This is a genomic window from Pseudomonas sp. NKUCC02_KPG (assembly GCF_019345465.1).
Taxonomy (GTDB): Bacteria; Pseudomonadota; Gammaproteobacteria; order Pseudomonadales; family Pseudomonadaceae; genus Aquipseudomonas.
In genome coordinates this window covers 107,472-119,741 of sequence record NZ_JAHKRC010000013.1, presented here as the reverse complement: position 1 = coordinate 119,741, position 12,270 = coordinate 107,472, and the positions used below count along the sequence as shown (strand labels likewise).

General features: G+C 59.1%; 13 protein-coding genes and 1 other RNA gene. 9 read left to right on the top strand and 5 right to left on the bottom strand.

Annotated features, from left to right (window positions below):
* The first annotated feature begins 177 nt into the window (after positions 1 to 177).
* Entirely contained in the window at positions 178 to 327 is a 150-nt protein-coding gene (locus KO536_RS17950) for a hypothetical protein (protein WP_019824485.1), read from the top strand.
* Positions 328 to 369: 42 nt separating this feature from the next.
* On the opposite strand, the gene KO536_RS17945 is transcribed toward KO536_RS17950, so the two are convergent.
* The 4 genes from KO536_RS17945 to KO536_RS17930 form a co-directional block, all read right to left on the bottom strand.
* On the bottom strand, positions 370 to 975 hold the full coding sequence (locus KO536_RS17945; RefSeq protein WP_133079075.1) for a 5-formyltetrahydrofolate cyclo-ligase: 606 nt from the start codon (positions 973 to 975) through the stop codon (positions 370 to 372).
* An 86-nt stretch (positions 976 to 1,061) separates the two neighbouring features.
* Positions 1,062 to 1,239, bottom strand: a non-coding RNA gene (gene ssrS / locus KO536_RS17940) — 6S RNA.
* 31 nt (positions 1,240 to 1,270) lie between these two features.
* Positions 1,271 to 1,588 carry a cell division protein ZapA gene (locus KO536_RS17935; protein WP_019824488.1) on the bottom strand — a complete coding sequence of 106 codons (318 nt, stop codon included), beginning with the start codon at positions 1,586 to 1,588 and terminating at the stop codon, positions 1,271 to 1,273.
* The gene (locus KO536_RS17930) at positions 1,585 to 1,794 is read right to left on the bottom strand and encodes a TIGR02449 family protein (protein ID WP_019824490.1); all 210 of its coding nucleotides are present in this window, start codon (positions 1,792 to 1,794) and stop codon (positions 1,585 to 1,587) included. The genes KO536_RS17935 and KO536_RS17930 overlap by 4 nt, the downstream gene beginning before the upstream one ends.
* Before the next feature lie 122 nt (positions 1,795 to 1,916).
* On the opposite strand from KO536_RS17930, the gene KO536_RS17925 reads away from it, so the two are divergent.
* From KO536_RS17925 to gcvH, 8 genes are all read left to right on the top strand, one after another.
* The gene (locus KO536_RS17925; protein WP_133079073.1) at positions 1,917 to 2,474 is read left to right on the top strand and encodes a YecA family protein; all 558 of its coding nucleotides are present in this window, start codon (positions 1,917 to 1,919) and stop codon (positions 2,472 to 2,474) included.
* 29 nt (positions 2,475 to 2,503) lie between these two features.
* A complete protein-coding gene (gene pepP / locus KO536_RS17920; protein WP_133079072.1) occupies positions 2,504 to 3,826 on the top strand; it encodes a Xaa-Pro aminopeptidase in 1,323 nt (440 codons plus the stop codon).
* Positions 3,823 to 5,010, top strand: coding sequence for a 2-octaprenyl-6-methoxyphenyl hydroxylase (gene ubiH, locus KO536_RS17915; protein WP_219262579.1), 1,188 nt, complete (start codon positions 3,823 to 3,825; stop codon positions 5,008 to 5,010). The genes pepP and ubiH overlap by 4 nt, the downstream gene beginning before the upstream one ends.
* Positions 5,011 to 5,095: 85 nt before the next feature.
* Positions 5,096 to 6,313 carry a 2-octaprenyl-3-methyl-6-methoxy-1,4-benzoquinol hydroxylase gene (locus tag KO536_RS17910; RefSeq protein ID WP_219262604.1) on the top strand — a complete coding sequence of 406 codons (1,218 nt, stop codon included), beginning with the start codon at positions 5,096 to 5,098 and terminating at the stop codon, positions 6,311 to 6,313.
* A gap of 94 nt (positions 6,314 to 6,407) precedes the next feature.
* A complete protein-coding gene (locus tag KO536_RS17905) occupies positions 6,408 to 7,409 on the top strand; it encodes an extracellular solute-binding protein (RefSeq protein WP_133079069.1) in 1,002 nt (333 codons plus the stop codon).
* A 148-nt stretch (positions 7,410 to 7,557) separates the two neighbouring features.
* Entirely contained in the window at positions 7,558 to 9,174 is a 1,617-nt protein-coding gene (locus tag KO536_RS17900; protein ID WP_133079068.1) for an iron ABC transporter permease, read from the top strand.
* Between the two features lie 153 nt (positions 9,175 to 9,327).
* Positions 9,328 to 10,410 (top strand): glycine cleavage system aminomethyltransferase GcvT, encoded by a 1,083-nt coding sequence (gene gcvT / locus KO536_RS17895; protein ID WP_133079067.1) that lies wholly within the window; start codon positions 9,328 to 9,330, stop codon positions 10,408 to 10,410.
* A gap of 62 nt (positions 10,411 to 10,472) precedes the next feature.
* Positions 10,473 to 10,856 carry a glycine cleavage system protein GcvH gene (gcvH, locus tag KO536_RS17890; RefSeq protein ID WP_019824507.1) on the top strand — a complete coding sequence of 128 codons (384 nt, stop codon included), beginning with the start codon at positions 10,473 to 10,475 and terminating at the stop codon, positions 10,854 to 10,856.
* An 85-nt stretch (positions 10,857 to 10,941) separates the two neighbouring features.
* Here the strand turns inward: gcvH and KO536_RS17885 are convergent, their stop codons facing one another.
* Positions 10,942 to 12,084, bottom strand: coding sequence for a DegT/DnrJ/EryC1/StrS aminotransferase family protein (locus tag KO536_RS17885; RefSeq protein WP_219262578.1), 1,143 nt, complete (start codon positions 12,082 to 12,084; stop codon positions 10,942 to 10,944).
* Between the last annotated feature and the right edge of the window lie 186 nt (positions 12,085 to 12,270).

Sequence of the window (12,270 nt, the reverse complement as noted above, 5' to 3'; positions counted from 1 at the left end):
TGCTGTGGTTATTTTGTCTGGCAACATTTTGATAAACCGACAGTCGGTTGACGCCAGAGTTTGCGTGTGTGTTCGTGTTGCCGCAGAATGCCCGGCTTTGAAGCTTGACGCTGCTGCACGGCCTATAACAAAAACCGTTGCTGTCATCGTGTTGATTTGCCTGAAGGAGGGCAATCGATGAAACGCAAACCGGATTTACTGTGGATGCTGGTTATTTTGTTCGGTTTGGGTGTGGTTACAACGGGCTATGCGCAAAGTCTCTGGTCAAACTCGATTGACGAGCCGATTGAGCTGACACAACAGCAAGTACAACCCTTCAAACGCTAAAACCTGATCGAAGGCATCACTTGAACGGTGATGCCCTGGTTGTCAGTGGGCGACGTACCAATGACTGTCCGAGACGGTGCCCTGCAAAGGGACATCCCAACTGGCCTGGGCCAGAGATTCGACTTTCTGACACTCGTGGGCCAGCCCCAATAGCGTCGGCTTGCGCCAGCTTTGGCGTCTAGCCTGATATGCCAGGCTGCGGTCATAAAAGCCGCCGCCCATGCCCAGTCGCCCCCCCGTTGCATCAAATCCCACCAATGGCAGCAGCACCAGGTCCAGAGCCCAGACCTTGCGTTGGCGTGCACGGTTGATTCGCGGTTCGAGAATCCGAAAACGGTTGGGGATCAGCTTCTCGCCAGGAGCAACCCGCTGGAAGACCATCTTGGTTCTTGGCCAGGCGCTGAGGACCGGCAGGTAGGTGATCTTGCCCCGGCGCTGGGCTTCGCGCAGCAGCAGGCGCGGATCAATTTCACCGTCGGTGGGCAGATAAAGGGAAATGTGTTTGGCGCGGCGAAACAGCGGGTGTTGTGACAGTTGCCGGTACAGGCCGCGGGCGGCCTGGCGTTGCGCGCAGGGCGACAGGTCGCGGCGGGCTTTGCGCAGCATTCGGCGAAGTTGCGGGCGGGTAGGCGTCGCAGGTTCGTTCATTTGGCGTGCTGTTCAAGGACGAGTTCACCACAGGGTGGCTCGTGGAAGCCAATGCCAGCAGGTGGCTGACATTGCGCTAGGAAATCAGGCTCCCCGACGTACCGCTGTCGGCTTGGCCCTTGAACCCGAAAGTTCAAGGTGGAAGTTGCAGTAGACCTTAAGGCTTTCCGTCTAGCGGACATGCACACCGGCCCAACGTGCAAGCTCCAGGGTAGTGCGAATCGGCTCAGGGACATCGCTAACTGGCGAATACTCCAGGGAGTGGCGCGAGTATACCCCAAAGTAACGTTTTGAATCAGCTTTGACGTTCGTTCGGATCAGTGGCCAGCACCAGATCAACACGCTCCAGCAAGTCGCGCACTTGCTCACGGGTGGAGCTGCTGGTTTGAACTTCGGCGACTTCCTGCTTGTGCAGCAGATCGTGGGTGATATTCAGAGCAGCCATCACGGCGATACGGTCGGCGCCGATGACTTTGCCGCTGCTGCGGATTTCGCGCATTTTCCCATCCAGATAACGGGCAGCGCTCACCAGATTGCTCCGCTCTTCCTGGGGGCACATGATCGAATATTCTTTATCGAGGATATGCACGGTGACGCTACTGCTTGAACTCATGAGTCTTGCTCCAGGGCTTTGAGGCGCGAAATCATCGATTCCACCTTGTGTCGGGCGATTTCGTTTTTTTCAATGAGGTGCGCGCGTTCCTCGCGCCAAGTCTTTTCCTGAGCAATTAAGAGTGCGTTTTGGCGGTTAAGTTGCTCGACTCGGCTAATCAGCAGTTCGAGTCTAGCCATCAGTGCATGCAGGTCGGTGTCTTCCATTGTGTCCTACTGTGTGTTTTCTGATGGATGGGGACTGACGCCTCGATGGTCTGGCACGTCTGCCAATGCTAGGATACAAGCCCTCCATTCTAGACATAGCGCCGCTTGGCGCCTAGCTGACCATGCCTATTCAGAATTCCCCGTATCAAGCCTTTGTAACCCTGCTGACTGCCAGCGGCCACTCCGTTTCGCCTGCTGAACTGCACGGCCACTTGCTGGGCCGCAGCTGCGCGGGCGCCGGTTTTGATGCCGAAGGCTGGTTGGTTGAAGCCAGCGAGCTGTTGGCAGGCGAGCCGCAAGACAACGTACGCAATGCCTTGATCGGATTGCAAGAGATGGTCAAGGGTGAACTGACCAGCGATGACATGACCGTTGTGCTGTTGCTGCCGACCGATGACGCGCCATTGCCTGAGCGCGCCGCAGCTTTGGGCCAGTGGTGCCAGGGTTTCCTGTCCGGTTTCGGCCTGACCCGCCGCGCCTACTCGTTGAGCGATGAAGCCAATGAAGTACTGCGCGACCTGGCAGCCATCGCCCAGGTGCAGGATGCACTTGAAGAGTCCGAAGACGGCGAAAGCGACTACATGGAAGTGATGGAGTACCTGCGTGTCGCACCGCTGCTGCTGTTCACCGAAACCAAAAAAACCGCTGAACCTGCGCCAGCCAAACCTTCGCTGCACTGATTGATCGTCGAGAGGGAACCCGTCTGCCCATGATCCATATCCCGAAAACGGAATACGCACGTCGCCGCAAGGCACTCATGACGCAGATGGAGCCCAACAGTATTGCGATTCTGCCCGCTGCGGCGGTGGCCATTCGCAATCGCGATGTCGAACATGTTTACCGTCAAGACAGTAACTTTCAGTACCTGAGCGGCTTTCCCGAGCCTGCGGCCGTGATCGTGTTGATCCCGGGCCGGGTACACGGCGAGTACGTGCTGTTTTGCCGCGAGCGCAATGCCGAGCGTGAATTGTGGGATGGTTTGCGGGCCGGGCAAGAAGGCGCTATCCGCGACTTCGGTGCCGACGACGCGTTCCCGATTACCGATATCGACGACATCCTGCCGGGGTTGATTGAAGGCCGCGACCGGGTCTACTCGGCGATGGGCGGTAATCCCGAATTCGACCGCAACCTGATGGAGTGGATCAACGGGATTCGCTCCAAGGCGAACCTCGGTGCCCAGCCGCCCAACGAATTTGTTGCTCTGGATCATCTGCTGCATGACATGCGCCTGTATAAATCGGCAGCAGAACTCAAGGTCATGCGCCACGCGGCGCAGATTTCGGCTCGCGCCCATGTGCGGGCCATGCAGGCCAGCCGCGCCGGTTTGCATGAGTACAGCCTTGAGGCCGAACTGGATTACGAATTCCGTAAAAGCGGGGCCAAAATGCCAGCCTATGGTTCGATCGTCGCCTCGGGTGATAACAGCTGCATCCTGCATTACCAGGAGAATGACGCACTGCTTAAAAGCGGCGACCTGGTGTTGATTGATGCTGGCTGCGAAATTGACTGCTACGCCAGCGATATCAGCCGTACGTTCCCGGTGAATGGCCGTTTTTCACCGGAACAAAAAGCGATCTATGAGCTGGTACTGGCAGCACAAGAAGCGGCATTTACCCAGATTGCCCCCGACAAACACTGGAATCAGGCCCACGAAGCAACCGTCCAGGTCATTACCGCCGGACTGGTGGAGCTGGGCCTGTTGCAGGGCGACGTGCAGGCACTGATCGCCAGTGAAGCCTACAAACCGTTTTACATGCACCGCGCTGGCCACTGGCTGGGGCTCGATGTGCACGACGTGGGGGAATACAAGGTGGGCGGTGAGTGGCGCGTGCTGGAAGTCGGCATGACCCTGACTGTGGAACCTGGCATTTACATCAGCCCTAACAACCTCAATGTCGCGAAAAAATGGCGTGGCATTGGCGTGCGGATCGAGGACGACGTAGTGGTCACCAGGCATGGCTGTGAAATCCTGACCGGCGATGTGCCAAAAACCGTCGCCGCTATCGAAGCGCTCATGGCGGGTGCGGCATGAGTCGCGTGAATCTGGCCATCATTGGCGGCGGCCTGGTGGGCGCGAGCCTGGCGCTGGCCTTGCAGGCCGGTGCCAAGGCACGGGGCTGGAAGATCGTTTTGATCGAGCCGTTTGCCCCCGGCAACACCTATCAGCCCAGCTATGACGCCCGCTCTTCGGCGCTCAGCTATGGCGCTCGAATCATCTATGAGCGTCTGGGCCTGTGGCAGTCGATTGCCGAGCGTGGCGAACCGATCAAGGACATTCACGTGTCCGATCGGGGGCGTTTCTCTACGGCACGGTTGTCGGCCAGCGAAGAAGGGGTTCCGGCGCTGGGTTATGTGGTCGAGAACGCCTGGCTGGGCCAGTGCCTGTGGAAAAGTCTGGATCCGGATGTGATCAGCTGGCGTTGCCCGGCTGAAGTTATCCACATGCAACCGCTGGAAGACGGCTATCGCCTGACCCTCAACGACGAGACCACCCTGTATTGCGATCTCGCAGTCCTGGCCGATGGCGGGCGTTCGGGCTTGCGTGAGCAGTTGGGCATCCATGTGCGCCAACAGCCTTATAACCAAAGTGCCCTGATCGCCAATATCACCCCGAGCCAGCCCCACGGCGGGATGGCGTTCGAGCGTTTCACCGACGAAGGGCCAATGGCCTTGCTGCCGTTGCCTGACAACCGTTGTGCGCTGGTCTGGACTCGTTTGGGGATGGACGCTCAGCGTCTGGCTGCACTGGATGAGCGCAGTTTTCTCAGCGAGTTGCAGGGGGTTTTTGGTTATCGTCTGGGGACGCTCAAACAGGTGGGCGCCCGACATCTGTACCCGCTGACACTGATTGAAGCGCAAGAGCAGGTACGTCCGCATTTGGCGGTATTGGGCAATGCGGCCCACAGCCTGCATCCGATAGCCGGCCAGGGTTTCAACTTGTCCCTGCGTGATGCCCAGGCCCTGGCCGATGCCTTGCTGGGCAGTGATAAAAAGCCCGGTGATTTCGCTACGCTGCTGAGTTATCAACAGGCTCAAAAACTCGACCAGCAATTGACCATCGGTTTTTCGGACAAGGTGACGCGGGTGTTTGGCAGTGAGCAGCCCCTGGTTTCGTTTGGTCGCAACCTTGGCCTGCTCGGCCTTGATCTGGTGCCGCCGGCAAAACGCTGGTTCGCCCGTCAAGCGATGGGCCTGGGCACCCGCGCAGACAGTTGATGTCGGCGGGGCGAGCACGCCCCATGTCGATCCATTTTTTCAGGTGCGGCGTACGCCGCTAGCGAGACAGGCTTAAAGCATGGAAATGCGTGCAGATCTGCTGATTGTCGGGGCCGGAATGGTCGGAAGCGCACTGGCGCTGGCGCTCAAAGACAGCGGGCTGAAAATCCTGCTGCTCGATGGCAGCCCGCTGAGTGTCAAACCCTTTGCCGCCCAGGCTCCGTTCGAGCCGCGGGTCAGTGCCCTGTCGGCTGCCAGCCAGCGCATTTTGCAGCGCCTGGGCGCGTGGGAGGGCATCACCCGGCGTCGCGTCAGCCCGTATGCCCACATGCAGGTATGGGATGGCAGCGGCACGGGGCAGATCCACTTCTCGGCGACCAGCGTTCATGCCGACGTGCTGGGTCATATCGTTGAAAACCGTGTGGTGCAGGATGCGCTGCTTGAGTGCTTGCAGGACTCCAGCATCGAAATGCTGGCCAATGCGCGCCTGGAACAGATGCGCCGCTCTGGCGACGACTGGCTGCTGACCCTGGCCGATGGCCGTACCTTGCGTGCGCCGTTGGTGATTGCCGCTGATGGCGCCAACTCGGCTGTACGCCGCCTGACCGGCTGTGAGACCCGCGAGTGGAATTATCAGCATCATGCCATCGTCACCAGCGTGCGTTGCTCAGAACCCCATCAGCAGACCGCCTGGCAGCGTTTTACCGACAATGGCCCGCTGGCATTCCTGCCATTGGAGCGCGAGTGTCAGCAGGACTGGTGTTCGATTGTCTGGTCGACCACGCCTGAACAGGCCGAGTATTTGATGGCACTGGACGATGGCGCCTTCTGCCGCGAGCTGGAACTGGCTTTTGAAGGCCGTCTGGGCAGCGTGCTGAGCGCTGATCCGCGGGTGTGCGTGCCGCTGCGTCAGCGTCACGCCAAACGCTATGTCGCGGAAGGCCTGGCACTGATCGGTGATGCGGCACACACCATCCACCCGCTGGCCGGGCAGGGCGTGAATCTGGGGTTTCTGGATGCGGCGGTGCTGGCACATGTGCTGCTGCACGCGGTGGATCGCGGCGAGCGTCTGGCGGATGTGCGCGTGCTGAGCCGTTTTGAGCGTCGGCGCATGCCGCATAACCTGGCGTTGATGGCCGCCATGGAGGGTTTTGAGCGCTTGTTCCAGGCTGACTCGCTGACGGCACGATTGCTGCGCAACACCGGTTTGAAATGGGTCAATAAAATGCCCGAGGCCAAGGCCTTGTTTGTGCGTCAGGCACTGGGCCTGAGTGGCGATCTGCCGCCGCTGGCCAAGCCGTAACATCTGGTAACTCCTCCGGGGCGAGTTAGGTTGAGATGGGAAATGTGATTCACTACCATTTACGCCCGATTCGCATCAAGAGAGACCGCCCATCATGTTGGCACGCAAGCGTCTACTGACTGCCCTGGCCCTAACCGTTTTTGCGAGCAGCGTTTCTGCTGCCGAAGAGGTGGTGGTTTACTCCTCGCGTATCGACGAGCTGATCAAACCGGTATTTGATGCCTACACCGCCAAGACCGGGGTCAAGGTCAAGTTCATCACCGACAAGGAAGCGCCGTTGATGCAGCGCATCAAGGCAGAAGGCCAGAATGCCACCGCCGACCTGTTGCTGACCGTGGACGCCGGCAACCTGTGGCAAGCCGAGCAAATGGGCATTTTGCAGCCGTTCACGTCCGAAGTGATCGACAAGAATATTCCACCGCAATACCGCTCCTCTTCCCATGAGTGGACCGGCCTGAGCCTGCGCGCACGGACCATCGTCTATTCGACCGACCGGGTTAAGCCTGAAGAACTGTCGACCTACGAGGCCCTGGCTGACAAGAACTGGGAAGGCCGCCTGTGCTTGCGCACCGCCAAGAAGGTTTACAACCAGTCGCTGACGGCCACCATGATCGAAGCGCATGGTGCTGAAAAAACCGAAAAAATTCTCAAGGGTTGGGTGAGCAACCTGTCCACGGACGTGTTCTCTGACGACACTGCACTGCTTGAGGCAATCAACGCCGGGCAATGTGACGTGGGCATCGTCAATACCTACTACTACGGCCGTTTGCACAAGCAGAAGCCGGATCTGGCGGTGAAACTGTTCTGGCCGAATCAGGCGGACCGCGGTGTTCACGTCAACCTGTCGGGCATTGGCCTGACCAAGTACGCGCCACACCCTGAGGCCGCCAAGGCATTGGTGGAGTGGATGACCACCCCTGAAGCTCAGGTCATTTTTGCAGGTGTTAACCAGGAATTCCCGGCCAACCCAAGCGTTGAGCCTTCTGCCGAAGTGGCCAGCTGGGGCAAGTTCAAGGCCGACGCACTGCCAGTAGAAGTGGCAGGCAAGCGCCAGGCTGAAGCCATCCGCATGATGGATCGCGCGGGCTGGAACTGATCAAAATCTGAAGCAATACCTGTGGGAGCGGGCTTGCTCGCGATAGCATCGCCGGGGTTTCATTGGAAACTGCGGTGTTTGCATCGCGAGCAAGCCCGCTCCCACATTTGTTTTTTACCTCGTCCTGACCACCTTCCGAGAGTTCTTCGTGGCCCATCCTGCTCAACGTCGCTGGTATCCGCTGGTTTTTGTCATTGCCGCTCTGGTGCTGTTGCCACTGAGCGTTTTGCTGCTGTCCTGGCAAAGCATTGATACCCAGATCTGGAGCCACATGTGGGATACGCAGATGCCGCGTCTGCTGGGCAACACCCTGACCCTGATCGTTGGCGTGGGTGTCGGGGTCACGCTGCTGGGTGTCAGCCTGGCCTGGTTGACCAGCCTGTGTGAGTTCCCCGGCAGACGATGGCTGGACTGGGCGCTGATGTTGCCCTTTGCGATTCCGGCTTATGTACTGGCGTTTGTCTTTGTCGGCTTGCTGGATTTCGCAGGCCCCGTGCAAACCCTGCTGCGTGAGTGGTTTGGCATGGGCCTGAGGTTGCCACGGGTGCGCTCCACCGGTGGGGTGATCATCGTGCTGATCCTGGTGTTCTACCCCTACGTTTATCTGCTGGCGCGCACGGCCTTTCTGGCCCAGGGCAAAGGCCTGATGGAAGCTGCCAGAGTGCTGGGCCAAAGCCCGTGGCAGGCATTCTGGCGCGTTGCGTTGCCCATGGCGCGTCCGGCGATCGGTGCGGGTGTAGCACTGGCGCTGATGGAAACCCTGGCCGATTTTGGCGCGGTATCGGTGTTCAATTTCGACACCTTCACGACCGCGATCTACAAAACCTGGTACGGATTCTTCAGCCTGTCTACGGCAGCGCAACTGGCCAGTTTGCTACTGCTGGTGGTCATGGTGGTGCTCTACGGCGAACGACGCGCCCGTGGGGCAAGCCGCGCCAGTAACGAACGCCCCCGGGTCAGTGCCTTGTATCACCTGAGCGGTCCCAAAGCGTGGCTGGCCAGTGGCTGGTGCTTGCTGGTATTTGCCTGTGCTTTCGTCATTCCGATGCTGCAACTGGCCGTGTGGTTCTGGCAGCGCGGTCGATTCGACCTGGATGAGCGGTACGCCGGATTGATCCTGCACACCCTCTATCTGGGCAGCATGGCGGCACTGATCACCGTGAGCGTGGCCTTGGTGCTCGCGTTTGCCCGGCGCCAGGCACCCACGGCGGCCATTCGTGCCGGGGTCAGCCTTGCGAACCTGGGTTATGCCCTGCCGGGCTCGGTGCTGGCGGTGTCGATCATGTTGGCGTTCAGCTATCTGGACCGAGAGCTGGTGATTCCGGTGTCGGGCTGGTTGGGCGGGGCGGGCAAGCCACTGTTGCTGGGCAGCCTGTCGGCCCTGCTGCTGGCGTATCTGGTGCGGTTTATCGCCGTGGCTTATGGCCCGCTGGAAAACAGCCTGGCGCGCATTCGTCCTTCCTTGCCGGAGGCCTCTCGCAGTTTGGGGGTCGGTGGGCCACGACTGTTTTTCAAGGTGTATCTGCCGTTGCTGCTGCCCGGCACCTTGAGCGCTGCGCTGCTGGTGTTTGTCGATGTGCTCAAGGAAATGCCGGCTACCTTGCTCATGCGCCCGTTCGGCTGGGACACGCTGGCTGTGCGGATCTTCGAGATGACGAGCGAAGGCGAATGGGCGAGGGCTTCGTTGCCCGCCCTGACGCTGGTCCTGGTCGGATTGTTACCGGTCATCGGACTGATTCGACGCTCGGCACATCGAATCGGTTAGGTGCCAGTCCTCCTTCATGCGGCTACAATGCGCGGCATTCGGTGCGGTCTGTCTGTCAGATCAGGTTTCTGCGTAGTGTAAGAAAGCCATTTTTTAGGCTTGAAATGCTCCGCAGCCTGTCCGCACCCTCGCCAAGCCCGGAAGGAGAAACCCATGGGACAGCGTACGCCTCTGTATGACCTGCATCTCGCCCTGGGCGCGAAAATGGTCGATTTTGGCGGTTGGGATATGCCTTTGCATTACGGCTCACAAGTTGAAGAACACCATGAGGTGCGCCGCGACTGTGGGGTTTTTGATGTCTCGCATATGACCGTGATCGACATCGCCGGGTCTCAGGCCAAGGCGTGGCTCCAGCATTTGCTGGCCAATGATGTCGAGCGTCTGAATACACCTGGCCGTGCCTTGTACAGCGCCATGCTCAATGAGCAGGGCGGCGTGGTCGACGACATGATTGTCTACCTGATGCCCACGGGTTATCGGCTTATCGTCAATGCCGCCACCCGGGATCAGGATCTGGCCTGGATGGAAGCTCAGCGTCAGGGCTATGACGTGCAACTGTTGGAACGCCCGGAACTGGCCCTGCTGGCCATTCAAGGGCCCCATGCGCGACAGAAAGTGGCCGAACTGGTGAGTCAGGCGCGTGGCCAGTTGATCCAGCAACTCAAGCCCTTTGAAGGGCAGAGCAGCGGCGACTGGTTTATCGCTCGTACCGGGTACACCGGTGAAGATGGCCTCGAAATCGTCCTCCCGGCCGACCAGGCCCCGGCCTTTTTCAACGATCTGGTGGGTGCAGGCATTTCACCGATTGGCCTGGGCGCTCGGGATACCTTGCGTCTTGAAGCCGGCATGAACCTCTACGGGCAGGATATCCATCTGTCTGTTTCCCCCCTTTGCGCCAATATGGCCTGGACCATTGCCTGGGAGCCTGCCTCGCGCAAGTTCGTGGGACGCGAAGCGCTCGAAGCCGAAAAGGCCGGGGGCGTGCAGCTCAAACTGGTGGGGCTGGTACTTGAGGAACGGGGCGTTTTGCGCGCTCATCAAGTGGTTCGCATCGCCAATGTTGGCGAAGGGGAGATCACCAGTGGTAGCTTCTCCCCTACGCTAAGCAAATCGATCGCCCTAGCGCGAGTTCCGATGGCAACGGCTGACCGTGCCGAGGTTGAAATTCGTGGTAAGTGGTACCCGGTTCGAGTAGTAAAACCGACTTTTGTTCGTCAGGGCAAAGCCCTGATCTAACGTTTACTGGCGAGAAAGCACCTTGTGTGCGCCGCCTACATTTATTCTTGAGGACACTGAATATGAGCCTGATCCCTGCTGAGTTGCGCTTTGCTGAAAGTCACGAGTGGGCCCGCCTGGAAGCGGATGGCACGGTTACCGTAGGCATCAGCGATCATGCTCAGGAAGCCTTGGGGGACGTGGTGTTTGTTGAGCTGGCCGAAGTCGGCAAAGTGTTCGCCGCAGGCGATACAGCGGGCGTTGTTGAGTCGGTTAAAGCTGCTTCCGACATCTACTCGCCGGTCTCTGGCGAAGTGATTGCCGTCAACGAAGCACTGGCGGACAGCCCTGAGTCGTTGAACAGCGACCCGTACACCAGCTGGATTTTCAAGCTCAAGCCAAGCAACACCGCCGAGCTGGAAAAACTGCTGGATGCTGCGGGCTATAAAGCCGCAATCGGCGAATAAGCTCAAATGTGTAGTCGCTGCCGAAGGCTGCGAGCTTTGTTTGGAATCAAAAGCTCGCAGCCTGCGGCAACGACTACAGGTTGAGTCAGGCGACGCTTAAAACTGCTTTCACCGCCGCCACCGAACGCTCCACATCGGCCTTGGTCATTGCCGTAAACATCGGTAACGACACAATCAGGCGCCCGACACGTTCGGCAATCGGGAACATCCCCTCTTTGAAGCCCTGTGCACGGTACAGGCTCAGCAAGTGAATGGGCGGGTAGTGGTAACCGATGCCCACACCCAAGGCTTGCATCTCTTTCATGAAGGTCGCACGTGCAGGCTGTCCGTCCTTGCGCTCAGGCAGCACAAGCTGGAACAGATGCCAGTTGGTGTTGTTGAAGTCTGCTACCGGCAGTTGTGCGCCGTACTGAGCTTCGAACTCAGGCCCGAAACAGTCGAAATAATGCTTGGCCAACTCCCGACGATGGGCGGTGATGGTTTCGATATGGGCAAACTGGCCCAGACCAATCGCAGCCGCGATGTCGGTCATATTGAACTTGCCACCCAGCACATCCACATCCAGCCCGTCGAAACCCGTGCGAGTCACGCCCTGTAGACGGTATTTCTCGGCCAGTCGCGCTTCTTCTTCATTGTTCAGCACCAGACACCCGCCCTCGGATGAGGTGATGTTCTTGTTGGCCTGAAAACTGAACGATACAAAATCGCCCCGTGCGCCAATGCGCTCGCCTTGCCAGCTGGAGCCCAGGGCTTGTGCCGCATCTTCCACTACGCGCAGGTTGTGCTTTTTGGCGATCGCGTAGAGCGCATCCATGTCCACTGGCAAGCCTGACAGGTAAACCGGAATGATTGCCTTGGTACGCGGGGTGATGGCCGCTTCGAGCTTGGCCAGGTCGATGTTGCGTGTCACCGGGTCGATATCGGCAAATACCGGCGTCGCGCCGACTTCGATAATCACGTTCGCGGTGGCTACCCATGAAATAGGCGTGGTGATGACTTCATCGCCCGCCCCGATGCCCGCGATGCGCAACGCGATTTCCATGGTGCAGGTGCCGGAGTTGAACGTACGCACCGGGCGCCCGCCAAAGTACTCGGACAGTTGTGCTTCGAACGCCTGGACCTTGGGCCCGCTGGTGATCCAGCCCGAGCGCAATACGTCGCCCACGGCAGCAATGGTGGCTTCATCAATGGTGGGTTTGGAAAACGGCAGGAAAGGCAGCGTGCTCATAGAAGCGTGACGTCCGATGTGAGTGAGTTTGGGTGACCAAAAGCAATAGCATAGCGCTCAAGATCATACCCGGAGGATCGCTCACATCCGGTGAAAATTCTGTATGGCGGCTGAATCACAGGGAGAGATGTGTGTTGAGTTGAACGGTGGGAGCGGGCTTGCTCGCGATAGCATCACATCGGGTTG

What these genes read in the sequence shown, in the direction of transcription:
- KO536_RS17935 (WP_019824488.1), bottom strand. Translation starts at nt 1,588, where the DNA reads ATGAGTTCAAGCAGTAGCGTCACCGTGCATATCCTCGATAAAGAATAT.
- KO536_RS17950 (WP_019824485.1), top strand. Translation starts at nt 178, where the DNA reads ATGAAACGCAAACCGGATTTACTGTGGATGCTGGTTATTTTGTTCGGT.
- pepP (WP_133079072.1), top strand. Translation starts at nt 2,504, where the DNA reads ATGATCCATATCCCGAAAACGGAATACGCACGTCGCCGCAAGGCACTC.
- gcvT (WP_133079067.1), top strand. Translation starts at nt 9,328, where the DNA reads ATGGGACAGCGTACGCCTCTGTATGACCTGCATCTCGCCCTGGGCGCG.
- KO536_RS17885 (WP_219262578.1), bottom strand. Translation starts at nt 12,084, where the DNA reads ATGAGCACGCTGCCTTTCCTGCCGTTTTCCAAACCCACCATTGATGAA.
- gcvH (WP_019824507.1), top strand. Translation starts at nt 10,473, where the DNA reads ATGAGCCTGATCCCTGCTGAGTTGCGCTTTGCTGAAAGTCACGAGTGG.
- KO536_RS17930 (WP_019824490.1), bottom strand. Translation starts at nt 1,794, where the DNA reads ATGGAAGACACCGACCTGCATGCACTGATGGCTAGACTCGAACTGCTG.
- KO536_RS17905 (WP_133079069.1), top strand. Translation starts at nt 6,408, where the DNA reads ATGTTGGCACGCAAGCGTCTACTGACTGCCCTGGCCCTAACCGTTTTT.
- KO536_RS17910 (WP_219262604.1), top strand. Translation starts at nt 5,096, where the DNA reads ATGCGTGCAGATCTGCTGATTGTCGGGGCCGGAATGGTCGGAAGCGCA.
- KO536_RS17945 (WP_133079075.1), bottom strand. Translation starts at nt 975, where the DNA reads ATGAACGAACCTGCGACGCCTACCCGCCCGCAACTTCGCCGAATGCTG.
- ubiH (WP_219262579.1), top strand. Translation starts at nt 3,823, where the DNA reads ATGAGTCGCGTGAATCTGGCCATCATTGGCGGCGGCCTGGTGGGCGCG.
- KO536_RS17925 (WP_133079073.1), top strand. Translation starts at nt 1,917, where the DNA reads ATGCCTATTCAGAATTCCCCGTATCAAGCCTTTGTAACCCTGCTGACT.